We start from the raw sequence: 24928 nt of genomic DNA on the forward strand, positions 1-24928 counted from the left end.
GGGCAGCGCCTCATCCGGGTCGGCCCTCAGCCGTAGAACCTCCTCGCGCCCTCGTGGAGCGGCACGGGGTCGGTCCTGGGCGCCTCGGCGAGGGTGATGTCCTTGGCCGACACGTGCACCTTCTCCAGGTCTGCCTTGTGGTCGAAGATCAGCCGGGTGAGCTCCTCCGCGAGCTTCGCGTCCATCGACGCGTTCACCACGAGCAGGTTCGGCACGACGATGGCCGGCACGTCGGACGCCGTGCCGTACGCGCCCTTGGGGATCGTGCCCTCGGCGTAGACGGGGCCGTGGGCGGCGCGCACGGCGGGCAGCACGTCGTCCAACGGCACGAAGGTCACCTCGTCGCGCATGCTCGTCACCAGGTCGGTGATGCCCGAGGTGGGCAGGCCGCCCGACCACACCAGCGCGTCGAGGGTGCCGTCCTTGAGCCCCTGCACGGTCTCGGGCAACGACAGCGCCTGACGTTCGACGTCCTTGTCCGGGTCGAGCCCGGCGGCGGCGAGCAGCCGCAGCGCGATCACCTCCGTGCCCGAGTTCGGCGATCCCGTGGACACCCGCTTGCCGCGCAGGCCGGCGACGGATTTGATCTTGGCGTCGGTCCGTGCGATCACGTGGGTGTAGTTGCCGTAGAGCCGGGCGAGCGCGCGGATCGGCTGCGGCGCGGTGAAGGCGCCGGTGCCCCTCACCGCGTCGGCGGCCGTGTCCGCGAGCGTGAAGGCGATGTCCGACTGTCCCCTGACCACGCGCTGGATGTTCTCCACCGAAGCGCCGGTGGCCTCCGCGGTCGCCCGGTGGCCCGGCAGGTGCTTGTCGATCAACTCGGCGAACCCGCCGCCCAGCACGTAGTAGACGCCGGTGGTGTTGCCGGTGGCGATCGACAGGCGGGTGCCACCGCTTTCCCGCCCGGCCGATCGGTCGCCCCCGCAACCACCGGCCAGCAGTGCCACGGTGACGGCCAGCGCCGTCACGAGCCTGATCCTCACAGTCGCGCCTCCCTGTGTCTGCGGACGAGGTGAACGGCGAGCGCCAGGACCGCGGCGCCCAGCCCGGCCAGCACGGGCCCGGGCGAAAGGACGAGCAGCAGGACCGCGGCGAGCGCGCACAGGCCCCGCTCGACCGGTCCGGCGGGGCCGGCGATCCAGCCGCCGGTGGTCACCGCGAGGGCGGCCACCGCGAGCGCCGACACGGCCGCGGCGAGCAGGACCTCGCCGATCGGGCCCTGCGCCAGCAGGGCCGCGCCGGGCGGGGTGAGCACGAACGCGAACGGCACCAGGAACGCCGGGAGCGTGTACTTCCAGGTGGCCCACATCGTGCGGTGCGCGTTGCCGCCCGTGATCGCCGAGGCGGCGAAGGCCGACAGCGCCGTCGGCGGGCTCACCTCGGACAGCACCGCGTAGTAGAAGATGAACATGTACGCCTCGGCCGCCGTCACGCCGAGGTTCAGCAGCGCGGGGCCGATGATCACGGCGGCGATGACGAAGGACGCCGTGACCGGCACGGCCAGCCCGAGCAGCAGCACGGCCAGCGCGCAGGCGACGGCGGTGACCGCGAGGTTCCCCCCGGACAGGCCGACGATCAGCGAGCCGGCCTTGAGCCCGAGCCCGGTGAGCGTGACCACGCCGACGATCGTCCCCGCCGCCGCGCACGTGACCGCGACCGGCAGCACCCCCGTCGCGCCCGCCGCCAGGGCCCGTACGGCGCGGCGCGGCGTGAGCCGGTTCTCGCCGCCGGGGGTGCGGTCCAGGAACGACAGCGCGAAGGCCAGCAGCGTGGCGTACACCACCGCCCGGAACGGCGACTGGCCGAGTGCCATCAAGGCGATGATCACGAACAGCGAGCTGAAGTGGTAGCCGAAGCGCCTGATCAGCGGCCAGGGACGGCCCGCGTCCACCGGCACCGCGTGCGTGCCGTACCTGCGGGCGTCCATCTCGATGGCGAGGAAGACGCCCAGGTAGTACAGGATCGTCGGGATCGTGGCGTAGACGAGCACGGTCAGGTAGCTCACCCGCAGGTACTCGGCGATGATGAAAGCCGCCGCGCCCAGCGTCGGGGGCGACAGGATCGCGCCGATGCCCGCCGCGGCCAGCACTCCCCCGGCCTGCTCGCGCGGATAGCCGGCCCGGCGCAGGATCGGCCAGGCCACGCTGCCCACGCTCACCGTGGTGGCCACGCCGGAACCGCTCACCGTGCCGAGCAGGAACCCCGCGAGCGTGACGGTGCGCCCCGGCGCGGCGCGCGAACGGCGGAACGCCGCGAAGGAGACGTCCACGAAGAACCGTCCCGCCCCCGAATGGTCGAGCACCGCGCCGTAGATCGTGAACAGGATGATGTAGGTCGCGGCGACGTCGAGGGGCACGCCGTACACGCCCTCCGTGCCCATCGTGAACGCCGCCACGATCCGGTCCAGGTCGTAGCCCCGGTGACCCAGCGACCAGTCCGCGGGCAGGTAGCCCCCGTAGTAGGCGTACGCCGCGAAGACCGCGCACACCACGGGCAGGATCCAGCCCACGGTCCGCCGGCACGCCTCCAGGAGCAGCAGCGTGAGCAGCGCTCCCGCCGCCACGTCGAGCGGCGTCGGCGCGTACGCCCGGCGGATGAGGTCGTCGAAGACCACGAGCGGATACGCGCAGACCGCGAGGGACAGCGCCGCGAGCACCCAGTCGAGCACGCCGGGCCTGTCCCGGCCTCCGCGCCGCGCCTTGTAACAGACGAACGCCAGCGGCAGCACCACGGCGAGGAACGCCATCCGGTACGGCAGGACCGGCCCCGGCCGGAAGGTCTGGTACAGCGCGTAGAGCGACAGGGCGAGCGCGACGATCGTGACGAGCGCCGCCGGACGGCCCGGAAGTCGCCGCGCGGGACGCTCCGCGTCGAACTCGGCGACGAGGTCCTCCGCCGACGTCTCGTGCCGGGTCTCGGTCACGCGTCTCCCCTGCGGTGCGGCAAGCCCTTGACCGCAAGGTACGCCGAGATCTGACTCCGCGCGGTCACAATCCGGATCACAGTCCGATCACGGAACGTAGCGCCGTTCTCACCCGCGCCGGCCGGCGACGGTGGCTATCCGCGGGCTCTCCGGGCGGACCGCAGCACGAGGGCGGCGAGCACCGCGGCCCCGGCGACGGCCTGCGCCGCGACGTACGGCACGACGTCGGCGGGCCGCGTGACCAGCGCGGCGAGCGCGGGCAGGGATCCGAGCAGCGCGACGTCCGGCCCCGTCGCCGCCCAGATGAGCGGGCCGGTCGGCACCGCGCCGCCGGGGGTGTCGATGACCGGCATGGAGTGGTCGACGGGCCGGCGCCGGGCCATCCGCAGCGCCCCGGCCGCCAGCGCGGGCGCGGCCGCCGGCCCGAGCGTCCACCAGACCCCGGCCGGCAGCGCGCCCGTGGCCTGGAGGCCCGCCAGGGCGAGCGCCGACCAGGCCGCGGCCAGCAGCGCGGGCAGCACCGACCGGGCGGCCGTGGCGGCCCTGGCGTCCACGGCCAGCATCCGGGCCAGGGCGGGGTCACCGCCGTCGCGCCGGACCCCTCCGGTGCACATCGCGGCGGCGGTCAGCGCCCCGCACAGCAGCACCCCGCACAGCAGCGCCCCGGCGGCGGGCGCAGAGCCGCCGGCGGCGTCCGCGCAGACGGCGGGCAGCGCCGCCGCGCCGAGCAGGGCCGCCAGCCGGCCCGGTCGCCTGCCCACCCGCAGCCACTCCTGCCACGCCAGCGCGGGCGCCGGGCCGAGCCGCGACACCAGGCGCGGCCAGGGGCGGGAGCGCAGCGCCCGGCCGCGCCAGTGGACGTCCTCCGCGACCCAGGTGAGCATTCCGGGATCCAGCATGGTCGCGGCCGAGGTCACCCGGGCCGTACGGGTCGAGGACGCCAGGATCGTGCCGGCGGGGATGCGGCCGAGCGCCGCCCAGGCCCGCTGTGCCAGGAAGGCGGCCACCACGGAGGCGACGCCCGCGACCGCCGCGCCCAGGGACGCGGGCGCCCCGGCCACGGCGGCGAGGATCCGCCGGCCGGGGCCCGCGCCGGACACGGCCGCGAGCACGGCCACGGAGAACATTCCGGCGATCAGGAGCTGCAGCCGGGTGTCCGCCGCCGGGGACTGCTGGCCGAGCACCGCCGCGGCCATGCCGCCCACGCCCGCGGCCACGCCGAGCACCAGCGCCGCCGCGAGGCGCACACCGAACTCGCCGGGAGCCCCGGACACCGACAGCGCCGCGAGCCCGAGCGCCGCCCCGGCCAGCGCCGCCGCCGACAGCAGGAGCAGCGCCGTACGGCTCAGCACGGCCCGGCGGGGCAGCGGCGAGGTCACCAGCCATGCTGCGTCGGCGGCGGGCAGCACGACGGGGCCGAGCGCCCGCGCCAGGGCGAGGAAACCCGCGTAGGCCGCCGCGACCAGCGCGAACCCGGCGCCGAGCCGCGCCGGGTCGGCGTGCCGGGCCAGCCCGGCGAGCGCCTCGGCGGCCGGGCGGCCGAGCACCGTGGCGGCGACGAGCAGGCCGAAAACGCTGGTGTACCGGTCCGACCAGGTCGCCGGCCGCCCACGGTGCGCGCGCAGGTAGGCGAAGGCGGGATGCGTCCGCGCGGCCACCGGGATCACGACGCCGCCCGCAGCGTGATCACACGGGCTCCCGCGTCCTGCGCGAGCAACGCGTCGTGGGTGGCCATCACGACCGTGCCTCCCCCGGCGGCGTAGTCGCGCAGGATCGCCGCGAGCCGCCGTCTGAACCCGGCGTCGAGGCCGCGCTCCGGCTCGTCGAGCAGGAGCAGGCGGCTCGGCCGGAGCAGTGCCATCGCCAGCGACAGCCGCTGCCGCTGGCCGGTGGACAGCGACAACGGGGTGAGATCGGCCCTGGCGGTCAGCTCGAAGGCGTCCAGCGCCTCGTCCACCGTCAGCCGGGCGTCCTGGTGCACGGCGTCCATCAGCTCGAGGTGTTCGCGGACGCTCAGGCCCGGATACCAGGCGGGCTCGTCGCCGGCCTGCACGACGTGCCGCCAGAAGTCCGGCAGGTCCGCCGGCGGCCCGCCGAGGACGTCGATCTCACCGCGCGGCGAGGGGTGCAGACCGGCCAGGCAGCGCAGCAGCGTGGACTTCCCGACGCCGTTCTCCCCCATGACGGCGACGATCTCACCCGGGGCCGCGGTGAGATCGACGCCGCGCAGCACGGGCACTCCGCCCAGGTCCAGCCCCACCCTGCGGGCCGTGATGATCGCGTTCGCCATGCCCAGAGCCTACGTGCGCGACGCTCACACGTGGTGGGGTCCACGGGAGCGGCCGTGCGGTCCGTTCTCAGGGGCGGATGAGCAGCCGTCGTCCGATCTCCTCGGGCACCGGGTAGACCCGTTCCGGCGGCAGCAGCCGCTGGGCCTTCGCCGCCTGCCCGCTCTGCACCAGGCTCGCGATCCTGCGGACCCGCGGGGTGAGGTCGGCCAGGTCCACGACCCACTCGTCCGCGAACGTACGGATCAGGTCACGGCCGATGCCGACCTGGATGCTGTAGTGGTTGAGCGGCGCCCCGCGCAACGAACGCTCGGGATCCCACTGGACGTGCACCGCCGCCCGGCCGACCGACAGTGGGTCCGCGGTCGTCAGCACCGCCCGGGAGAGGGCTTCGCGCCATCCCCGCCTCGTGATCCGCACCGACAGGACGCGTTCCTGCCCGGCCTTGCGCGCCCAGTTGCTGCGGTGCATCAGCCACAGGAACGACGGTTTGATCCACGTCATGCGGGTGAACGAGAAGGGCGGCACGAACCGCCCGGCGCTCAGTGCCGGGTCCGCCACGCCCGCCGGGTACGCCTGATAGACCACGATCGTCTCGGCGTCGTAGTCGGCGCGGACCTGGTGCTGCGGCGGCACGCCGAGCACCCTGTCATCGCCGGGCTTCGCGCCGCAAAGCCTTTTCCCGCACGGTTCCCACGGCCCGCGAGGCCCCCGGGCGCCCGAGCCGCCCGAGCGCCGTGAACGCCCCTCAGCCGCCGGAGGTGGCGTCCTCGGCTCCGGCGCCGGGGATCGTCATGTCGTCGGGGTCGTCGAGCCAGCCGTGCGGCAGCGACACCTTGGACCGCTCGCCGCTCTTGCCGCGGGGCCCGTCGGCCTCGTCCGGCCAGGGCTGGTCCGCGTCCAGTTCGGCGACCCGCTCGGCCATCTCGGACAGCCCGGTGACCGAGGTGAGGGCGCGGCGGGTCTCCGCGCCGACGACGAAGCCCTTGAGATACCAGCCGACGTGCTTGCGGAAGTCGGCCAGACCGTGGCGTTCGCTCCCGATGACCTCGCAGAGCAGCTCGGCGTGGCGCAGCATCATCGCGCCGACCTCCCCGAGGCGGGGACGGGTGCGCTCGGCCGAGCCGCGGAATGCCAGGTCGAGGTCGCGGAACAGCCACGGCCGGCCCAGGCAGCCCCGGCCGATCACCACCCCGTCACAGCCGGTCTCGGCGACCATGCGCAGCGCATCGTCGGCGCTCCAGATGTCGCCGTTGCCGAGCACCGGAATCTCCGGCACGTCGTCCTTCAGCCGCTTGATCGCGTCCCAGTGCGCGGTGCCGCCGTAGTGCTGGCGGGCCGTACGCGCGTGCAGGGCGACGGCGGCGAGGCCCTCCTCGACGGCGATCCTGCCCGCCTCGACGTAGGTCAGGTGGTCCTCGTCGATGCCCATGCGCATCTTCATCGTGACCGGCAGCGGCCCGGCGCCGGCCACCGCCTCGCGCAGGATGGCGCGCAGCAGGTTCCGTTTGTACGGCAGGGCCGACCCGCCGCCCCTGCGGGTGACCTTGGGCACCGGGCAGCCGAAGTTCAGGTCGATGTGGTCGGCCAGGTCCTCCTCGGCGATCATCCGTGCGGCCTTGCCGATCACGGCGGGGTCGACCCCGTACAGCTGGATGCTGCGGGGCGACTCCTCCGGGCCGAACCGGATCATCTGGAACGTCAGCGGCACCCGCTCGACCAGCGCCCGGGAAGTGATCATCTCGGAGACGAACAGGCCGCCGCCCTGCTCCCGGCAGAGCGTGCGGAAACCGATGTTCGTGATGCCCGCCATGGGAGCGAGCACCACCGGGGGCCAGACCTCGAGCGCGCCGACTTTCACACGTTCATTTTCCCCGCTGCCGGCTGTGAGCCGTACAAGATCGTGGACGTGGAGCTTTTGCCCCGGATAATCTGACCTGGACCAACGGTGGGGGAGGTCGTCATGCTGTTGCGACTGAGAATCGCCTTGCCGGATCGTCCGGGCTCGCTGAGCCACGTGACCGGGGTCCTGGGGGCCGCGGGCGCCGACATCACCCAGGTGACGGTGCTCGACCGGGGCGACGGCCGCGCCCTCGACGACTTCACCGTCTACTGGCCCGACTCCGCCCCCCGCGAGGACCTCGTACGGGCCCTCGAGGACATGGACGGGGTCCGGATCGAGGGCATCTGGAGCACCAGGGAGGCGCCCGGCACCTATCCGGAGCTGGAGATCCTGAAGTTCCTCGCCACGGCGGGCGACCGCGCGCTCGGCACGCTGATCGACTCCATGCCGGTGCTGTTCAGCGCCGGCTGGGCCGCGGCGGCGACCGAGAAGGACCCGCGCGTCACGGTGTACGCGAGCTGGCGCGCCCCCGAGGACATCCCGTTCCCGAAGGAGACCCCGCCCAGGCCGACGGCCACCACGCTGCCGTCCGGCCTGCACGTGATCGTCGCACCGCTGCCGCCGCTGGCGTTGGCGCTGATGCTGGCCAGGGCCGAGGGGCCGGCCTTCCACCGCAACGAGGTGCACCGGCTCACCCGGATCCTGGAGATCTTCCTGACCCTGCCCGCGATCGAGCGGGGAGCCGACCGCGCCTTCCGCAGACCGATCGCCCGGCCGTTCTGAGTACACACTGGGGGCGAAAACCCGGTACAGTAGCCACGTCGCCGCGAGGCGGACGCGGAAGTGGCTCAGTGGTAGAGCATCACCTTGCCAAGGTGAGGGTCGCGGGTTCGAATCCCGTCTTCCGCTCCGAGAGGTCACGAATGCGGGCCTCGCTCTGGTGGAGTGGCCGAGAGGCGAGGCAGCGGCCTGCAAAGCCGCGTACACGGGTTCAAATCCCGTCTCCACCTCTTTTTTGAAATTCGGTTCTGGAGCGGGCGTCGTGACTCATGCGACGCCCGCTGTTCTGCTTCCACGATTGTCACCCTGGGCTCCGGCCCGAGGAGAAGGCACACCCCGCGACGCCCGCGCCGCGCACCGGCGCCGAATCCGTACGGCCGCCACTGGTGCGTTCCGCCACACGGAGGACAAGTCGGAGTAAGGGTTCTTCTCAATGCCCCGTGCCGGGCGCACACTGAAAGGGACACCATAGGCGATTTAGCGTGGAGTAGCTCGTGCACGGTCACATGCCCTCAGCGATGCCCATGCTGTCTCGTGGCAAGCATCGCAATCCCAGCAAGGGCGCCTGCTTCATGGAGTTCGCGTCCTACCTCGCAGGTGAGCGGTGGAGCGACCACCCGTCGTGCACACACCCGCTGCTCGCCGGGCTCGCCCGGCTCGTCAACGACCACACCTCCGACGCCGCCCGGCCCCGGCTGGCCGAGCTGATCCCGTCGGTGATCGGGCTGACGGGCGACGATCCGCGTCTCGACGCGCGGATCGCCCTGTGCTCGGCCAGGGCCGCGCTGCCGGTCGTCGCGCACGAGCGCCAGCTCGCGATGGCGGTCTCGATCCTGTCGGGCGAGCACGTGCTCGCCGAACTGGAGGGCCGCCCGGCCCACGACCTGAGCGAGCGCAGCAGGCAGGCGCTGGCCCAGGTGCCGGACGCCACCCGCTGGGCCTACACCTTCGGGCGCGGCGTACGGGTCTCGCCGAAGGGGTTCCGCCGGTACGCCGCGCCGAACACCGTGCAGCTCGCGGTCCGGGGCATCGCCCAGGCGTGCGTGCCCGACCCCGATCCGCTGCTGCGGGATCTGCTGGCCGAGGCGATCGACGACTGCTGGGCCCTGCTGCGCCCCGCCGCCGGAACCGCCGCCGAGACGACCGCCGGAACCACAGCCGGAACCGCCGTGGGCACCGCCTCGACGGCCGGCGTCGGGGCCGCCCCCGGACCGGCTCGGGCCACGGTCGATCCCGCACGCTGGGCCGACGCCTGCCGCCTCACCGGCGTGTCGGACTGACCGCCCCGGCCACCGGCTCCCGGCCACGAGCGGGAGCCGGTCGGACCGGAGGCGGGTAGAGCCGGTCAGGCCCGCGCGGCGCCGCGTACGGATCGTCTGCTCGCGGCGCGCCGTGACTCCATGAGCGGCCGTAGCAGCAGGGCCTGGGCGAGCACGACCACGCAGAAGATCCCGAGCACGTAGCCCCAGCTCACGTCCGTCAGATGGTGCATGCCCCGGTAGAGCCTCGAAAGGCCGACCGCCAGGGCCGCGCCCGCGCCGAGCAGCCACCACAGCGCCTTCAGAATCGTGTGGCGGTGCGTGTGCAGCGTCAGGACGAGGGCGGTGCCGCAGTAGAACGCCACCGCGGCGCTGGTGTGCCCCGACGGATAGCTGGACGTCGGCGGCGCGGGGTCGAGGTGCGGCACGTGCGGGCGGGCCCGCTGCGCGAACACGGTCGCGAGCAGGAAGATCGCCGACTGGGCGCAGACGACGGCCACCAGGAAGACCGACTCCCGCCAGCGCTTGTAGGCGAGCCGGAAGAGCACCGCCATGATCGCCGTCACCACGATGATCACGGGGGTGTCGGACAGCATCGAGGCGTAGTGGGTCACCTCGTTCCAGAACGGCGTGCGCTCCTGGGCGATCTCGCGGCTGACCGCCTCGTCCTGCGCGACGAGCGTCGAGTGCTCCATGACTTTGGTGATCAGCAGGCCGAGCCCGAGGGTCACCAGGGCCATGAGCACGAGCGGGAGCAGAATCCGCCGGCCCGCTTCCGCGGCGACTCCGTGAGCGGGAGCGGAGGACGACCCCCGTCCGCTCTGGGCCGGACGTTCACGAACGGTGGCCAATTCGTCCTCCTTGGGGGGTGATTTCCGTCTTCGCCTCCGGCCCGACGCCCTCACGTAACGGCTGGGCGGGGCGGCGGCCCACGTCCCGCCGGCGCCAGGTCTCGAACGCGGCGGCCGTGGCGGCCACCACGGCCACGCCGAACACCAGGCCCGCCGCCACGTCGCTGAACCAGTGCACGCCGAGCGCGATCCGGCTGAAACCGACCGCCAGCGGGATCAGCACGGCGAGCGCCCAGGCGAGGGCGCGCCCCCGCTCGCGTACGAGGGGCAGGACGAGCAGCAGCAGGATCCCGGCCCCGAGCGTGGCGTTGACCGCGTGTCCCGAGGGGAACGACGCGCCGGGAGCGATGGCGACGGGGTCGGGCAGGCTGGGCCGGGCCCGCGCGACGACGACCTTCAGGGCGAGGCCGAGCAGGCCGCCGACCGTGAGCGTGGTGGCCGCCCACAGGGCCAGGTGGTAGGCGCGGCGCCAGACCAGCCAGGCGACCGCGGCGCCGACCGCGATCCGCCACGTCAGCGGCGCGAAGACGTCGCTGACGAGTTCCATCAGCCGGGCGAAGCCCGGGTTGCCGACCGCGTAGACGTGCAGGTCCCGCGCGGCGCCCTCGTCGATCTCGGTGAGCGGGCCGAAAGAGGTCTTGACGAAGACCAGCAGCACCGTGAACGGCACCCCGATCAGCGCCACCGCCGCCACCGCCACGGTCAGCCGCAGACCGAGTCCGTGCTGAGGGTCGAACCGCCTGCGCCACCAGCTCATCGGCCGCTCCCCACGGGCTGGTGCTCACGCGTAAGGGCCGGAGCCGGGGCCGGGCCGGGGTCGGGTTCCGCCGGTTCGTCGCACCCCGCGCGGCAGGCCTCCAGCTGCGCCGAGAAGGCCAGGCCGAGGAAGAGCGCCATCGAGCTGAGGAACGACCACAGCAGCAACGCCATGATCGCCGTGAGCGGTCCGTACGTCGCGCCGAACGTGCCGCTGCCCGCCGTGTAGAGCGCGAGCAGCCAGGTGAACAGCGTCCACAGCAGCACGGCGACCGTCGCCCCGACCGCGAGCCAGGTGTGGCCCGGCTGCTTGCGCCGGGGCGAGGCGCGGAAGAGCACCGAGATCGACAGGACGGCGAGCAGGAAGCCGATCGGCCACCGCAGCCAGCCCCACAGCCGCTCGGTCGTCTCGCTCCAGCCGTAGGCGTGCGCCGCGGCCTCGCCGACGGCGCCGCCGCCGACCAGGATGACGAACCCGACGCTCATGAGGAGGCCCGCGGTGACGGCCATCAGCAGCGCCCTGCCGTACTTGGCCGCGAAGGGGCGGTCGCGCTCGATGCCGTAGATGCGGTTGGCCCCGCGTTCGAACTGGCCCATGGCCGTGGTCAGCGACACCAGCGCGGTCAGCAGACCGAGCCACAGGGCCAGCTTTCCCCCCGCGCCCGAGGCGTGGTGGCTCTGGCTGAGCGTCTCCTGGATGACCCGCGAGCCCGCGCCGGGGGTGAGCCGCCGCAGGGTGAGCTCCAGGAGCCGGCCGAGTCGCTCCTGGTGCAGCACCGAGCTCAGGCCCACGACGGCGATCGCTCCCGGGATGATCGCGAGGCAGGTCTGGAAGGCGAGGGCGCGGGCGTTGCTCACGCCGTCGCCGTATCTGAACCGGACGTACGCGTCACGGATGAGGTGCCAGCCGCCGTACCGTCGCATGGCGGCGTAGGCGTCGTCGGCCGACAGCTCGTCGCCGCTCATGCTCCTGGTCTCCGGCACCGGGGTCGCGGTTCCCATGTCAGTCCCTCACAGATCGGGGGTGGGGACCCGCCGGAGGCCGGGTCGCGGGCCGGCCTCCGGTGGGTCCCCGCCGGCCCACCGACTACCCCGATCACGAGGATTGGAACGCCGGCCCTCCCAGAAGATCGTCGGACCCCGGCCCCGGTCGTGCCGTGACGCGCCGGAGGACCGGCCCGACCGGGCCGGTCCTCCGTGTTCGCCGGTTATGGGAAACCTCCGCCCTCGGAGTCAGAGGACGGCGCAGCCGACGCGTACGGGGACCTTGGCCGACCAGCGGCCGGAGATCACGTCCTGCGCCTGGGCGTAGGCGTTGGCCGGCTTGCCCCCGAAGGCGCAGTCGAACACGCCGGTCTTCTTGCCGAAGCTCCCGGCGACGTATCCGCTGTGCGCGCTCGCGGTCACCGTGCCGCTCCAGTAGACCTTGCCGCTGGTGTACCGGATGTAGAGCCGGACCTGCCCGTGGTTGAAGTGGTCGCCGTTGATCTTGAGACGCGGGATGTCGTCGACGGAGGTGCTGGTGGAGGTGCCGTCGCCGTTGTCCAGGGGCGGAACGGTGTAACGGGTGATCCACAGCCTGGCCGAGACCTTGCGCTCGGCCGCCTTGCCGTTGTCGAGCTTGGCCTGCGCGCGGACGGCGGGGGTGACGCACACGTCGTCGCCGGTGAACGCCTCGCGCCACACGTAGCCCGTCGTGCAGGTGTGCGGGCCGAACGGGCCGGAGGTCCAGCGGGACGCCTTGGCGGCGTTGTCGGCGAGGGTCCGGGTGCGGGTCGCGGAGGTCACGCAGACGTGGTCGCTGGGGCGGGCCTCGCGCCAGACGTAGCCCTCGATGCAGGTGTCCGGGCCGTAGTCGCCGGTCGCGGAGGCCGGCCCGGCCATGAGGGTGACGGGGGCCGTGACGGCCAGACCGGAGATCGCGGCGGCGGCCAGACCGAGCAGGGTGCGCTTCATGACTGTCTCCTGGAAGTGCGGGGTGAGGGTGCTTTCCCGGTCTGGCCGTCGCCGCCGGGTCGGTACTCCTCAGTGATAGGCCCGCTCGCCTGCACGCCCCTTGCCGCAGGCTTTCCGCAACCGCTGCAAGCCGCTCGCAAGCCCGTCATCGCCCCCCGCACGCCGCGATCCGCCTCCGGGCAGGCGACGGACGCGCCGCGCTCAGTAGGACTGGAGTTCGACGAGGTTGCCGTCGGGATCGCGCAGGTGGGCGGTGCGGCAGGTCGGCCCCCATTCGGGCCGGTCGCCCGGCGGCACCACGACCCGGCCGCCGCACGCCGCCGCCACGGCCGCGGCACGCTCGACGTCGTCCACGGTCAGGACCAGCATCGTCGCGCCGCCGGAGCCGTCGAGGCCGATGCCGGTCACCCGTTCCAGCATCGACCGGTCGAGCAGCGCCAGCACCGCCTCGGCATCCCGGTCCCAGTTGGCGTACGGCCCGTCTTCGGTGCCCTTGACGAGCCGGGCCCCGGCGACGACGGTGAGCAGGCCGTCGTAGAAGCGGAAGGCGTCGGCGAACCTCGCGGTGAGCACGCGGGGGTAGAGAGCGTCCATGGAAATCCTTGGGTAGCACCAATCATTGGCCTGCCCTATCCTGCTCCTGTGAGTGAGGTGCCGCAACTTCCCCCCTCCCTGCTCGGCATCACCGCGTTCCTGCTGTCGAAGGTGGGCATCGCCGGTCGGCGCCGCATGGGCGACCGTCTCCGCGCGCACGGCATCGGCCTGTGGGACATGGCCGTGCTCGCCGCGCTCCGCGACTTCGGCCCGGCGTCCCAGCGCGAGCTCGGCGCCCGGCTCGGCATCGACCCCAGCGACCTCGTGGCGGTGATGGACACGCTCGTGCCGCTGGGCCTCGTGGAGCGCGAGCGCGACCCGGTGGACCGGCGGCGCTACCGCGTCGCCGTCAGCCCCGTGGGCCGGGCCACGCTGGAGGCGGCCCTGCGCGAGGCCGGGGAGGTGCGCGACGACCTGCTCGCCGCGCTCGACGAGGACGAGCGGGCGACCCTGCACGCGCTGCTCAGGAAGGCGTACGCCGGGCTGGAGCCGCGGGCACGGGCCTGAGACGCCTCCGGGGCGGCCGTCGCGGAGCGGCCTCAGGGTCGGGGCGGTCTCAGGCGCCGGAGCGTTCTCAGCCGGCGGTGAGCCAGACGTAGCCGGCGAAGCGCCCGGTGCGCTGCTCCCGCCGGTAGGAGTAGAGATCGGCCGTCTCGATCGTGCAGCGGTCGTCGTGTCGGACGTCGGCCACGCCGGCCCGGGCGAGCTGGGCCGCGATCCCCGCCCTGATGTCGAGCGCGGGCGTGCCCTGCCTCGTCCGCGACCAGGTCTCGGGCACGCGGGCGGCGACGCGCTCGCGCAGGTCCTCCGGCACCTCGTAGCACCGCCCGCACGCCGAGGGCCCGATCACCGCCACCATCCGCTCCGGCTCGGCCCCCCGGGCCGCCATCGTCTCGACCAGCGCGGGGACCACACCCGCCTCGGTGCCGGGCCGTCCCGAGTGCGCGCCGCCGACCAGGCCGGCCACCGGGTCGGCCACCAGCACGGGCGCGCAGTCGGCGACCAGGACCGCCAGGCCGAGCCCGGGACGGTCGGTGAACACCCCGTCCAGCGCGGGCGGGTCGTCCCCGAACGGCCGTGCGGCGTAGGCGACGTCGGTCCCGTGGACCTGGCGCATGAACACCACCTGGTCGAGCCCGAACTCCGCGGCCGTCTTCGCCCGGTTCTCGGCGACCGCCGCGGGGTCGTCCCCCACCGCCCCGCCGAGGTTGCGGGTGCCGTACGGTCCGGCGCTCACGCCGCCGTGCCGGTCGGTGAAGGCCATCCGGATCCGGTCGATCGCAATCACCCGATTAGCGTACGGCCAGGGAAGGAGCGTGACATGCGCGCGGTGGTGTACGAGGAGTTCGGCGGGCGGCCCGAGGTGCGCGAGGTGGCGGACCCGGTGGCGCCGCCGGACGGTGTGGTGATCAGGGTCGAGGCGACCGGCATGTGCCGCAGCGACTGGCACGGGTGGATGGGCCACGACGCGGACATCACCGTCCTGCCGCACGTGCCCGGGCACGAGCTGGCGGGGGTGGTGCACTCGGCCGGGCCGGGGGTCTCCGGCTGGCGGCCCGGCGACCGGGTCATGGTGCCGTTCATCTGCGCCTGCGGGAGCTGCCGCGAGTGCGTCGCCGGCGACCAGCAGGTGTGCGAGCGCCAGACGCAGCCCGGCTTCACCCACTGGGGGTCGTTCGCCGAGCTAGTCGCGATCGACCACGCCGACGTGAACCTCGTACGGCTGCCGGACGGCATGGCGTTCGCCACGGCGGCGAGCCTGGGCTGCCGCTTCGCCACCGCGTTCCGGGCCGTCGTCGAGCAGGGGCGGGTCCGGGCGGGCCGGTGGCTCGCCGTGCACGGCTGCGGCGGGGTCGGGCTGTCGGCCGTGATGATCGGCGCCGCCGTGGGCGCGCGGGTGGTCGCGGTGGACGTGTCCCCCGCCGCCCTGGATCTGGCCAAGCGGTTCGGCGCGGCCGAGTGCGTTCTGCTCGGCGAGGGCGACTCTCCCGAGGAGTCGGCCGCGCGGGTCAGGGCGGCCACCGGGGGCGCCGGCGCCGACGTCTCCCTCGACGCGCTGGGCGACGCCGCGACCTGCGCCGCGTCGATCGGCGGCCTGCGCAGGCGGGGCCGCCACGTGCAGGTGGGCCTGCTCCCCGGGGAGACCTCCCTGCCGATGGGCCGGGTGATCGCGCACGAGCTGGAGATCGCGGGCAGCCACGGCATGGCCGCCCACGCCTATCCCCCGATGCTGGAGCTGATCGCGGCGGGCGTGCTCCGCCCCGACCTGCTGGTCACCCGCACCATCGGCCTCGACGACGCGCCGGACGCGCTGACCCGGCCGGGCGCGTCCGCCGGCGTCACTATGATCATCCCTGGTGCGTGAGCGACGCGTAGAGCTCGTGGGTGCGCTCGGCGATCCGCCGCCAGGAGAAGTGCTCGATCGCCCGCGCCCGCCCGGCCTCGCCCATCGCGGCGGCCAGGCGCGGATCGCCGAGCACCGTGTTCACCCGCTCGGCCAGCGCCGCGGCGAACGCCTCGGGGTCGTGCGGCTCGCCGTCCGCGCCCTGGTCGATCGGGACGAGCAGGCCCGTCTCGCCGTCGGCGACGACCTCGGGGATGCCTCCGGTCGCGGTCGCCACGACGGCGGTCTCGCACGCCATCGCCTCCAGGTTCACGATGCCCATGGGCTCGTAGACCGAGGGGCACACGAACACGGTGGCGTGCGTGAGGATCTGGATCACCTCGGGCCTGGGCAGCATCTCGGAGATCCACACCACGCCCTTGCGGGAGGCCGACAGCTCGCGCACGAGCGCGGTGACCTCCTCGGCGATCTCCGGCGTGTCGGGCGCGCCCGCGCACAGCACCAGCTGCGCCGCCGGGTCGAACGAGCGGGCCGCGTGGAGCAGGTGCACCAGGCCCTTCTGCCGGGTGATCCGCCCCACGAAGACGACGTACGGCACGGCCGGGTCGATACCGTGCCGCACCAGCGCATCGGTGCCCCGGGAGGGCGCGTACTCCTCGGTGTCGATGCCGTTGTGGATCACCCGTACGCGCTCGGCGGGGATCTCCGGGTAGGCCGTGAGCACGTCGCGGCGCATGCCCTCGGACACCGCGATGATCGCGTCGGCCGACTCCAGCGCGGTCCGCTCCGCCCACGACGACAGCGTGTAGCCGCCGCCGAGCTGCTCGGCCTTCCACGGCCGCAGCGGCTCCAGGCTGTGGGTGGTGGCGACGTGCGGCACGCCGTACAGCATCTTGGCGACGTGGCCGGCGAAGTTCGCGTACCAGGTGTGGCTGTGCACGACGTCGGCGCCCTCGCAGCCGGCGGCCATCTCGACGTCGACGCCGAGCACCTGCAGGGCGGCGTTCGCGCCCGACAACCCTCCGGGGACCGCGTAGGCCTCCACTCCGGGCTCGTCGCGCGGGGCGCCGAAGCAGCGAACGCGCACGTCGGCCAGCCGGCGGAGCTCCCGCGCGAGGTACTCGACATGGACTCCGGCGCCGCCGTACACCTCGGGCGGATACTCACGGCTCAGCAGATCGACACGCATACGAGTGAGCTTAGAGTCCCCGATCCGCACCGTTTGCCGGTGTCCCTGGTGTTTGTTAGCCATTTCGCGGGTTAAGGTCCTGCCTATGAAGGTCCTGGCGATCGTGCTCGCTGGTGGTGAGGGCAAGCGGCTGATGCCGCTGACCGCGGACCGGGCCAAGCCCGCCGTGCCCTTCGGGGGTATCTACCGGCTCATCGACTTCGTGTTGTCGAATCTGGCCAACGCGCACTACTGGCAGATCGTGGTGCTGACGCAGTACAAGAACCACAGCCTGGACCGGCACATCTCCCGGACGTGGCGGCTGTCGTCGATGCTCGGCAACTACGTGACCCCGGTGCCCGCGCAGCAGCGGCTCGGGCCGCGCTGGTTCGCCGGATCGGCAGACGCGCTGTTCCAGAACCTGAACCTGATCTACGACGAGATGCCCGACCACGTGATCGTCTTCGGCGCGGACCACATCTACCGGATGGATCCCCGCCAGATGGTCGACCAGCACGTCGCCTCGGGCGCGGACGTGACCGTCGCGGCGATCCGCCAGCCCCTCGAACTGGCCGACCAGTTCGGGGTCATCGAGGCCGACCCCTCGGGCCGCCGGATCGTCGCGTTCCGCGAGAAGCCGAAGGACGCGGTGGGGCTGCCCGACGCGCCCGACCAGATCTTCGCCTCGATGGGCAACTACGTCTTCAAGACCCAGGCGCTCATCGAGGCCCTGCGCGAGGACGCCCTCGACCCCAGCAGCAAGCACGACCTCGGCGGCAACATCATCCCGATGTTCGTCAAGAGCGGCGGCGCCGAGGTGTACGACTTCGCGGACAACGTGGTGCCCGGCTCCACCGAGCGCGACCGGGGCTACTGGCGCGACGTGGGGACGCTCGACGCCTACTACGAGGCCAACATGGACCTCATCTCGGTGCAGCCGGTCTTCAACCTCTACAACGACCGGTGGCCGATCTACACGGGCAACGACCCGCTGCCGCCGGCGAAGTTCGTGCACAACGAGGGCGACCGGGTGGGGCACGCGCTGGAGTCGCTCGTGTCGCCCGGGGTCATCGTGTCGGGCGGCACGGCGTTGCGCTCGATCCTGTCCCCCGGCGTGGTGCTGCACTCCCACTCGCACGTCGAGGACTCGGTGCTGATGGGCTCGGTCAAGGTCGGCAGGGGCGCGATCGTCCGCAAGGCCATCATCGACAAGAACGTGGTGATCCCCGACGGCGCCCGGATCGGCTTCGACCTGGAGTACGACCGCCAGCGGTTCGCGGTGACCCGCAGCGGTGTCGTCGTCATCGGGAAGAACGAGATCATCGACCGCTGAGCCGCGGCCCGTCCGCCCTGCGCCGTCCGCCCTGCGCCGTCCGCCCTGTGTCGTCCGCCCTGTGCCGGTCGTGGGCTGCGGGCAGGCGGCCCGGCCTTTCCCGCATCCTCCCGGAGCGCGGCAAAATGTGTGGATGGATCTCGATATCAGCGCGGTTTGTGATGCGTTCGGCCTCGGCCTGGCGGTGACGCAGGGACTGCGGGTGGCCGGCTACTACCACAACGAGGTGTGGCGGCTCGACACGATCACCGGCGCGTACGCCGTGAAGCGGCTGCCGCCGTCGGCCGCGCCCGCCGTGGAGATCGAGATCTCCGCCTGGCGGGCGGGCATCCCGGTGCCCGAGCCGGTCCCGTCGCCCGCGACAGGAGCGTACGTGGTCCCCATCGGGGACGGCTCGGTCCGGGTGCACCGCTGGCTCGACGGGAAGGCGCCCGCCCTCGACGATCTCAGCCCCGAGCTGTCGGCCGCGATGGGCGAGCTGGTGGCCGCCGTTCACATGGCCGGTCGCGACATCGCTCCGCAGGAACCACCGCGGGCGGACCCTTCCGGCCACCCGGCCGAGGAACCGGCGTCCGGACCGGCCGGCCTCGCGGCCGCGACCGCGCGACCGGCCGGCGTGGGCACCCTGACCATGTCCCACGGCGACCTGCACCCGAAGAACGCCCTGCTCCGGTTCGACGGCAGCCTGGCGATCATCGACTGGGACACCGCCGGTCCGTACGTCGCCGAGCAGGAGGCCGCGGGCATGGCCCTCGACTGGGCGGCCCGGCTCGACGGGAGCGTCGACGTCGACCGATTCGACGCCGCCGTGTACGGCTACCGCAAAGCCGGCGGCGACATCCCCGCGGAACCCTGGGTCTTCGGCGGCTGGGTGCGCGGCTATCTGGCCTTCCTCGACGGAGCCGGGCGAAACGAGCCCACCGGCACGCTCGCCCGGCTCCGCTGGGTCGAGGCCAACCTCGACGCGCTGACCCGGCGCCTCTAGAGAGACACGACCCTAGGCGGCGGCGCGATGCTGGATGGCCTCGACCCCGACGAGGTCGTCCGGCAGCGCGTCCGGCATCTCGGTGTCGAGGCGGGCCAGCCGCCGCACCCGCAGGGCGCCGGCCGCCACGAGGAGCATGCCCAGCGCGCACACCAGATAGAGGAAGGCGATCCCACGGCCGGGGCCCACCCCGATCAGTGCGCCCACGGTCGAGGCGAGCGCCCCTCCCGGGGCCAGCATCGGATCGAACAGCGCGGTGCCGAGCGGGGCGACCAGGCCGATGCCGACGGGCAGCGTCGACCAGGCGAGCAGCGTGTTGAGCGCGAAGACCCGCCCATGGAACCGCGCGGGCACCTTGATCTGCACGATCGTGACGTAGATGCCGTTCATCAGCGTGAGGAAGTAGCTCAGCGCGAACGCCCCCACGCCGACCACGACAAGCGACGGGGCGAGGCCGGTGACGACGCCGCCTGCCGCGATGGCCACGGCGAAGGCCAGCACACCGCGGAACCGCCCGCGGCGCGGGCCGCCCCACAGCGACATGGTCAGCCCGCCGAGCATGACGCCGAGCCCCGACACCAGCGAGATCACGCTGACGTCCTTGAGCGTGGCGAAGGAGAGCACCAGCGGCGAGACCAGCAGGAGCAGCGGGGACAGGAACACGTTGAGCACGGCGAAGAACACCAGCGTCGAGCGCAGGCCCCGGTCGTGCCACGTGTACGTGAAGCCCTTGGCGATCTCCGTGCTCAGCGGCTCGCGCGGCCGCCAGGGCAGCGTGTCGGGGAAGCGGACCAGCAGCACCGTGACGATGGCGAACGCGTAACTCGCCATGTCGATCGCCACGATGCCGCCGAGCCCGATCCAGGCCAGCAACCCGGCCGCGACGAGGGGGACGACGAGCTGCGCGACACCGTTGGTCATCTGGGTGACGCCGATGGCGTGACCGAGATAGTGCTTGGGGACGAGCTGCGGCACCGCCGACTGATAGGCCAGCCGCTGGAAGCTCGACGCCATCGACAGGCTGACGATCAGCAGGTAGATCTGCCAGATCCGTATGTCGCCGAAGAGGAGCAGCCCGGCCAGCACGGCCTGGATCCCGGCCGAGGCGCAGTCGGCGAACAACATCACACGCCGCCGGTCCGCCCGGTCCACGATCGCCCCGGCCAGCGGGGAGATCAGCAGCCCGGCCAGGTTGAGCACGGCCAGCGTGGAGAACTGCCCGATCGAGCCGGAATCCATGAGGACGGTCAGCGGCAGGGCCCACCCGGTGAGCGCCGAGCCGATCATCGAGAGCTGCTGCCCGGCGGAGATCGTGAGGAAGCGGCCCATGCTGGGCCGCACCCCCTGCTTATCGGACCCGGGCGGGGCGGACCCGCGCGAGACCGCCTGCACCCACCACGAGGGGTCGCCCGAGCGGTCGGAGACCTCCATGTGGGTGTGGGTGCGCAGGGCGGCGGCCAGTTCCTCCGCGCGGTAGCGCAGGAAGTAGTGGCCTCCCTCGTCCAGCACGACGAGCGCCGTGACCTCGGTGAGGAAGCCCCACTCGCGGTAGCGCTCCTCGTAGAAGTCGGTGGCGGGGTCGCGCTCGCCGATCACCGAGATGATCGGAGCGCGCAACCGTGGCCGGTCCGGCGCGTCGAACAGCCCGGTGAAGTACTTCTCCGCGGCCTTGGAGTCGTGACGCATCGTACGAACGATGCGGTCGGCCACGCCGGGATCGAGCTCCTCGAGGTCCACCCCACGGGCCTTGAGACGGTTGATGTCGGTCTGGCTGCTGCGCAGGCGGTCGAACTCCCCGATTCGCGACAGCGCCCGCATGAGCCCGCGCGGCCGGGCGAACGGGAAGATCGCCCCGACGTAGACGGCGTCCACCGCACGGCCCGCCGCCTCGGCCCTGGCGGCCAGCTCGACCGCGAGCGCGGCGCCGACCCCGCAGTGGCCGTAGATCACCAGGGGACCCTCGATGGCCAGGATCTCCTCGGTGGCGCGGGCGGCCAGCTCGGCGAACTCCATCGGCTCCTCGTCCAGGCCCACGTCGTGGCCGGGGATCGCGAGCGCGTACAGTGCCTGGTCGGCCGGCAGTGCGTCGGCCAGCGGCTGGTAGACCACGGCGCTGCCCGACCCGTACGGCACGCACACATAGGTGACGCTCGCCGTACGAGCCGGGGTGAGCCGCTGGAGCAGGGGGCGCGGGCCGTCCTCGCCGGACCCGGCGTAGGCCGCCAGTTCGCGCACGGTCCGGTAGGTGAAGATGTCCACCAGCCCCACCTGCGCCGACCCGGCGGGGAGCGCCCTGCGGAGCTTCGCGACGACCTGGACGGCGAGCAGCGAGTGGCCGCCGAGATCGAAGAAGTCGTCGTCGGCCCCGATCCGCTCGGCCGCCAGCACGTCGGCCCAGACGGCCGCGACGGCCCGCTCGGTCTCGGTCTCCGGCTCGGCGTACGGCACGTCGGCCTGGACTTGCGGGACGGGCAGGGCGGCCCGGTCGAGCTTGCCGTTCGGCGTGAGCGGAAGGGCGTCGAGCAGGACGAACATCGACGGCAGCATGTACTCCGGCAGCGTGCCCCTGATCGCCGCGCGCACCTGTGCCGGCTCGGGCACGGCGTCGCCCGTGAGGTAGGCGACCAGCCGAGGGTCGCCGGGCACGTCCTCGCGCACGATCACCGCGGCGTCCCGCACACCGGCCTTCTCGCGGAGCACCGCCTCGATCTCGCCGAGCTCGATGCGCAGGCCGCGCAGCTTGACCTGGCCGTCGAGGCGGCCGAGGAACTCGATCGTGCCGTCCGGCAGCCAGCGGGCCGCGTCGCCGGTGCGGTAGCGGCCTCCGGCGAACCGCTCGGCGGTCAGCTCCGGGCGGGCGTGGTAGCCGAGCGCGACGCCCACGCCGCCGATGTACAGCTCGCCGGGCACCCCCACGGGCACGGGCTCGCCGTGGCGGTCGAGCACGTGCAGCGTGATGTTCTGGATGGGCGAGCCGATCGGCACCCTCACCCGGCCCGCCAGCGCGGACGGCGTGCACTGCCAGGCGGAGACGTCGACGGCCGCCTCGGTGGGGCCGTACAGGTTGTGCAGTTCGGCCGGGAGCGTGCGCAGGCAGCGCTCGGCCAGGTCGACGGGCAGTTCCTCCCCGCTGCACACGATGACGCGCGGCGAGGTGCAGGTCTCCACACCCTCTTCGGCGAGGAACGCGCCGAGCATGGACGGCACGAAATGCAGGACGGTGACCCGCTCGGTGTTGATCAGGTCACGCAGGTACGCGGGGTCGCGGTGGCCTCCCGGCTCGGCCAGCACGAGCCGCGCCCCGGTGAGCAGCGGCCAGAAGAACTCCCACACCGAGACGTCGAACCCGGCCGGTGTCTTCTGCAACACCACGTCGGCGTCGGTGAGCCGGAAGCGTTTCTGCATCCAGTCGAGCCGGTTGACGATGCCGCGGTGGCTGTTGGGCACGCCCTTCGGCCGGCCGGTGGAGCCGGAGGTGTAGATCATGTACGCGGCCGTGCCGGTCCCGCCCCTCACCTCGGGTGCGGTCGCCGGCAGCCCGTCCCATACGGCGTCCAGGTCGAGCGGCAGGATGACGGCGCCGCCGGTGGCCAGCCGCTCGGCCAGGTCCTGCTGGGTCAGCACGACGGGCGCGCCCGAGTCCGACAGCATGAACGCCAGCCGGTCGGCGGGGTAGCCGGGGTCGAGCGGCACGTACGCCGCGCCGCTCTTGAGCACGCCGAGCAGTGCGGCGACCAGGTCGAGCGAGCGTTCGGCGCAGACCGCGACCAGACCGCCCAGCTCCACGCCGAGCCCCACGAGGCGGTGCGCGATCCGGTTGGCCCGCTCGTCGAGCTGCCGGTACGTCCACGACTGCCCGGCGAAGGTCACCGCGACGGCCTCGGGGGTGCGGGCCACCTGCTCCTCGATCAGGCCGTGCAGGGTGGCCGCGTCCGGGTAGTCCGCGCCGGTCGCGTTCCAACCGGCGATCAGCGCCTCGTCGCCCGTCAGCGGCAGCCGGCTGATCGGGACGTGCGGGTCGCGCACGATCGCGCGCAGCAGGTCCTCGAACTGCCCGGCCATCCGGGCGATCGTGCTCTCGCGGAACAGCTCGGGCCGGTAGGTGAACGCGCAGTGCAGGCCCCCCTCGTCGGTGGGCACGGCGTACAGCTCCACGTCGTGCCTGGTCGACGTGGGGGTCAGCGCGAGGACCTCGATCCCGTCGCCGGGGGCGAACTCGTGCATCGTGGCGATCGTGTCGATCAGGGGCGGCCTGCTGGTGTCCCGCGGCACGCCGAGGGCGTCGACGAGCTGGGCGAAGGGCAGTTCCTCGTGGTCGAGCGCGGCGAGGACCGTACCCCTGGTCCGGGCGAGCAGCTCGGCGAACGTGGGCTCGCCGTCCAGCCGGGCCCGTATCGCCAGCACGTTGACGAACATGCCCACGATGTCCTCGAACTCCGGTCTGTTCCGCCCGGCCACCGGCACGCCGACGGCGAAGTCGTCCTGACCGGTCAGCCGGGAGAGCAGGACCTGGTAGGCGGCCAGCAGGGTCATGAACGTGCTCGCGCCGTGGTCCCGGCTCAGCGCGGCGATGCCGTCCATCAGATCCGGCGCGAGGGAGCGTACGTGGGTCGCGCCGTCGAGTGTCTGAAGCGCCGGACGGGGCCGGTCCGTGAGGAGTTCGAGGCGCGGCAGCCCGGCCAGCTCCCCGCGCCAGTAGTCCAGCTCGCGGTCGGGAGACCGCTCACGCTGCCACGCGGCGACGTCGCCGAAGCGTACGGCGGGCGCGGGCGGCTCCTCGCCGCGGCAGAGCGCGAGCAGGTCGCGCATGAGCAGGTGCAGCGACTGGCCGTCGGCCACGATGTGGTGCACCAGCAGGGCGACGATGTGCTCGTCCTCGCCCTTGCTGACGACGACGCACTTGAGCAGCGGACCCCGGTCGAGGTCCAGCGGGATGGCGGTCTCGGCGCCGATGAGCGCGATCGCCTCCTCGTCCGTGACCGCCGTGGTTCGGTTCAGCGGCACTTCCGTGGTGTCCACGACGTGGACGGCGGGCCTGCCCTCCTCGTTCGCCGGGAACCGCTGACGCAGGCCCTCGTGCCGGACCGGCAGCGCGGCGAGCGCGCGCGCCAGCCGGTCCTCGTCCAGCGGCTCGCGTAACCGTACGGCGAGTACCAGCGTGTAGGTGGTGGTGCCCGGCGTGAACTGCTCCATGAACCACAGCGGCTCCTGGGCCGGGGACATCGGGGGCTCGACGCCCTCCGGACGCCGGGGAATGGGATCGCGTGCGGAGCGGGCCCGCAACCTGCGTCGGAGCAGTTCTCGCTTGGCGTCTGACAGGTCAGCCACAGACATGTGACACGGCCCTTCGATGGCGTACACGCGGACAAGTCACGCAGGCAGGGAGACGATCGTGATTTTCGGCTTTATTCACATAGGCCCCGTTTGGCGATCTAGGCGGTATCCGTCACCGTACGGCCACGGCACCGTGTCCGGGCGTGGATGGTGGTGGTCGCAGTGGTTTCGGTGACGATCGGCGCTCGCCACAGGTGTTGTCGCTGAAACTTTCATCCGGCGAGGCTCCGGCCCGGCCGCTGAGACCCCTGTGCGGGAGTGGGAGGGATACGAGCCCGCTCTCTGACCTCGGCCGAGTTCGACGACCGTGGACCAGGCCCGTCGGCGCCTGCGCGGCAACCGCTGAACGCCGGGGCTCGGCACGGGTCTCTTCGGGGGTCTGGCGGGTGGTGTCGCGGGCGGCCGGCGCGACCGCGCCGCAGGCGGTGGAGATGCGACCGGTGATCACGATCGGGGCGATGAGCGCCGGCGGCCGCTCGGGCACCGTCGAGGCGGCCCGAAGACCCGGCCGGCA

The 24928-nt window shown here is 73.1% G+C and carries 20 protein-coding genes and 2 tRNA genes; 8 read left to right on the forward strand and 14 right to left on the reverse strand.

The annotated features are described in order from the left end of the window. Positions 1–26: 26 nt before the first annotated feature. The 6 genes from ACWEQG_RS05385 to dusB all read right to left on the reverse strand — a co-directional run bounded on the left by ACWEQG_RS05385 (position 27) and on the right by dusB (position 7072). Complete coding sequence (locus ACWEQG_RS05385; protein WP_452281943.1) at positions 27–983, reverse strand: TAXI family TRAP transporter solute-binding subunit; 957 nt, start codon at positions 981–983, stop codon at positions 27–29. After that, positions 980–2923, reverse strand: coding sequence for a TRAP transporter permease (locus ACWEQG_RS05390; RefSeq protein ID WP_452281945.1), 1944 nt, complete (start codon positions 2921–2923; stop codon positions 980–982). The genes ACWEQG_RS05385 and ACWEQG_RS05390 overlap by 4 nt, the downstream gene beginning before the upstream one ends. A gap of 134 nt (positions 2924–3057) precedes the next feature. After that, the gene (locus tag ACWEQG_RS05395; RefSeq protein ID WP_452281947.1) at positions 3058–4590 is read right to left on the reverse strand and encodes a DUF6297 family protein; all 1533 of its coding nucleotides are present in this window, start codon (positions 4588–4590) and stop codon (positions 3058–3060) included. After that, positions 4587–5213, reverse strand: a complete 627-nt coding sequence (gene ccmA, locus ACWEQG_RS05400) for a heme ABC exporter ATP-binding protein CcmA (RefSeq protein ID WP_452281949.1) — start codon at positions 5211–5213, stop codon at positions 4587–4589. The genes ACWEQG_RS05395 and ccmA overlap by 4 nt, the downstream gene beginning before the upstream one ends. A gap of 67 nt (positions 5214–5280) precedes the next feature. Further along, entirely contained in the window at positions 5281–5847 is a 567-nt protein-coding gene (locus tag ACWEQG_RS05405; protein WP_452281951.1) for a DUF4291 domain-containing protein, read from the reverse strand. Positions 5848–5959: 112 nt separating this feature from the next. Further along, positions 5960–7072, reverse strand: a complete 1113-nt coding sequence (gene dusB, locus ACWEQG_RS05410; protein ID WP_452281953.1) for a tRNA dihydrouridine synthase DusB — start codon at positions 7070–7072, stop codon at positions 5960–5962. Between the two features lie 102 nt (positions 7073–7174). Here dusB and ACWEQG_RS05415 point away from each other — a divergent pair, with 102 nt between their 5' ends. The 4 genes from ACWEQG_RS05415 (at position 7175) to ACWEQG_RS05430 (ending at position 9114) form a co-directional block, all read left to right on the forward strand. After that, on the forward strand, positions 7175–7837 hold the full coding sequence (locus ACWEQG_RS05415) for an ACT domain-containing protein (protein WP_452281954.1): 663 nt from the start codon (positions 7175–7177) through the stop codon (positions 7835–7837). Between the two features lie 54 nt (positions 7838–7891). Then, a tRNA-Gly gene (locus ACWEQG_RS05420) sits at positions 7892–7963 on the forward strand. 30 nt (positions 7964–7993) lie between these two features. Beyond that, a tRNA-Cys gene (locus ACWEQG_RS05425) sits at positions 7994–8064 on the forward strand. A 288-nt stretch (positions 8065–8352) separates the two neighbouring features. Continuing rightward, a complete protein-coding gene (locus ACWEQG_RS05430; protein ID WP_452281956.1) occupies positions 8353–9114 on the forward strand; it encodes a hypothetical protein in 762 nt (253 codons plus the stop codon). 65 nt (positions 9115–9179) lie between these two features. Here the strand turns inward: ACWEQG_RS05430 and ACWEQG_RS05435 are convergent, their stop codons facing one another. The 5 genes from ACWEQG_RS05435 to ACWEQG_RS05455 form a co-directional block, all read right to left on the reverse strand. Continuing rightward, complete coding sequence (locus ACWEQG_RS05435) at positions 9180–9944, reverse strand: phosphatase PAP2 family protein (RefSeq protein ID WP_452281958.1); 765 nt, start codon at positions 9942–9944, stop codon at positions 9180–9182. Continuing rightward, positions 9928–10701 carry a phosphatase PAP2 family protein gene (locus ACWEQG_RS05440; RefSeq protein ID WP_452281960.1) on the reverse strand — a complete coding sequence of 258 codons (774 nt, stop codon included), beginning with the start codon at positions 10699–10701 and terminating at the stop codon, positions 9928–9930. Before ACWEQG_RS05440 ends, ACWEQG_RS05435 begins: the two co-directional genes overlap by 17 nt. Beyond that, a complete protein-coding gene (locus ACWEQG_RS05445; RefSeq protein WP_452281962.1) occupies positions 10698–11702 on the reverse strand; it encodes a YihY/virulence factor BrkB family protein in 1005 nt (334 codons plus the stop codon). The genes ACWEQG_RS05440 and ACWEQG_RS05445 overlap by 4 nt, the downstream gene beginning before the upstream one ends. Before the next feature lie 231 nt (positions 11703–11933). Then, complete coding sequence (locus tag ACWEQG_RS05450) at positions 11934–12656, reverse strand: hypothetical protein (RefSeq protein ID WP_452281964.1); 723 nt, start codon at positions 12654–12656, stop codon at positions 11934–11936. Positions 12657–12857: 201 nt separating this feature from the next. Next, entirely contained in the window at positions 12858–13250 is a 393-nt protein-coding gene (locus tag ACWEQG_RS05455; protein WP_452281966.1) for a VOC family protein, read from the reverse strand. A 48-nt stretch (positions 13251–13298) separates the two neighbouring features. Between ACWEQG_RS05455 and ACWEQG_RS05460 the strand changes: the two genes are divergently transcribed. After that, positions 13299–13757 carry a MarR family winged helix-turn-helix transcriptional regulator gene (locus ACWEQG_RS05460; RefSeq protein ID WP_452281968.1) on the forward strand — a complete coding sequence of 153 codons (459 nt, stop codon included), beginning with the start codon at positions 13299–13301 and terminating at the stop codon, positions 13755–13757. A gap of 67 nt (positions 13758–13824) precedes the next feature. Here the strand turns inward: ACWEQG_RS05460 and pgeF are convergent, their stop codons facing one another. Next, positions 13825–14514: a peptidoglycan editing factor PgeF gene (gene pgeF / locus ACWEQG_RS05465; RefSeq protein WP_452282860.1), complete on the reverse strand. Its 690-nt coding sequence runs from the start codon at positions 14512–14514 to the stop codon at positions 13825–13827. A gap of 57 nt (positions 14515–14571) precedes the next feature. Between pgeF and ACWEQG_RS05470 the strand changes: the two genes are divergently transcribed. Further along, entirely contained in the window at positions 14572–15615 is a 1044-nt protein-coding gene (locus ACWEQG_RS05470) for a zinc-dependent alcohol dehydrogenase family protein (RefSeq protein ID WP_452281970.1), read from the forward strand. Here ACWEQG_RS05470 and glgA read toward each other — a convergent pair. Beyond that, positions 15599–16783: a glycogen synthase gene (gene glgA, locus ACWEQG_RS05475; RefSeq protein ID WP_452281972.1), complete on the reverse strand. Its 1185-nt coding sequence runs from the start codon at positions 16781–16783 to the stop codon at positions 15599–15601. The genes ACWEQG_RS05470 and glgA overlap by 17 nt on opposite strands. A gap of 4 nt (positions 16784–16787) precedes the next feature. Here glgA and glgC point away from each other — a divergent pair, with 4 nt between their 5' ends. Further along, on the forward strand, positions 16788–18095 hold the full coding sequence (gene glgC / locus ACWEQG_RS05480; protein ID WP_363473830.1) for a glucose-1-phosphate adenylyltransferase: 1308 nt from the start codon (positions 16788–16790) through the stop codon (positions 18093–18095). A gap of 133 nt (positions 18096–18228) precedes the next feature. Then, positions 18229–19080 (forward strand): phosphotransferase enzyme family protein, encoded by an 852-nt coding sequence (locus ACWEQG_RS05485; RefSeq protein WP_452281973.1) that lies wholly within the window; start codon positions 18229–18231, stop codon positions 19078–19080. 12 nt (positions 19081–19092) lie between these two features. Here ACWEQG_RS05485 and ACWEQG_RS05490 read toward each other — a convergent pair whose 3' ends face one another. Continuing rightward, positions 19093–24414 (reverse strand): non-ribosomal peptide synthetase/MFS transporter, encoded by a 5322-nt coding sequence (locus ACWEQG_RS05490; protein ID WP_452281975.1) that lies wholly within the window; start codon positions 24412–24414, stop codon positions 19093–19095. Between the last annotated feature and the right edge of the window lie 514 nt (positions 24415–24928).

Source organism: Microbispora sp. NPDC004025, from assembly GCF_053604425.1.

Excerpts from the sequence above, each read along its gene's own strand:
- ccmA (WP_452281949.1), bottom strand. The coding sequence starts at position 5,213 with ATGGCGAACGCGATCATCACGGCCCGCAGGGTGGGGCTGGACCTGGGC.
- ACWEQG_RS05415 (WP_452281954.1), top strand. The coding sequence starts at position 7,175 with ATGCTGTTGCGACTGAGAATCGCCTTGCCGGATCGTCCGGGCTCGCTG.
- ACWEQG_RS05430 (WP_452281956.1), top strand. The coding sequence starts at position 8,353 with ATGCCCATGCTGTCTCGTGGCAAGCATCGCAATCCCAGCAAGGGCGCC.
- ACWEQG_RS05440 (WP_452281960.1), bottom strand. The coding sequence starts at position 10,701 with ATGAGCTGGTGGCGCAGGCGGTTCGACCCTCAGCACGGACTCGGTCTG.
- ACWEQG_RS05445 (WP_452281962.1), bottom strand. The coding sequence starts at position 11,702 with ATGGGAACCGCGACCCCGGTGCCGGAGACCAGGAGCATGAGCGGCGAC.
- ACWEQG_RS05450 (WP_452281964.1), bottom strand. The coding sequence starts at position 12,656 with ATGAAGCGCACCCTGCTCGGTCTGGCCGCCGCCGCGATCTCCGGTCTG.
- ACWEQG_RS05455 (WP_452281966.1), bottom strand. The coding sequence starts at position 13,250 with ATGGACGCTCTCTACCCCCGCGTGCTCACCGCGAGGTTCGCCGACGCC.
- pgeF (WP_452282860.1), bottom strand. The coding sequence starts at position 14,514 with ATGGCCTTCACCGACCGGCACGGCGGCGTGAGCGCCGGACCGTACGGC.
- ACWEQG_RS05470 (WP_452281970.1), top strand. The coding sequence starts at position 14,572 with ATGCGCGCGGTGGTGTACGAGGAGTTCGGCGGGCGGCCCGAGGTGCGC.
- glgA (WP_452281972.1), bottom strand. The coding sequence starts at position 16,783 with ATGCGTGTCGATCTGCTGAGCCGTGAGTATCCGCCCGAGGTGTACGGC.
- ACWEQG_RS05485 (WP_452281973.1), top strand. The coding sequence starts at position 18,229 with ATGGATCTCGATATCAGCGCGGTTTGTGATGCGTTCGGCCTCGGCCTG.
- ACWEQG_RS05490 (WP_452281975.1), bottom strand. The coding sequence starts at position 24,414 with ATGTCTGTGGCTGACCTGTCAGACGCCAAGCGAGAACTGCTCCGACGC.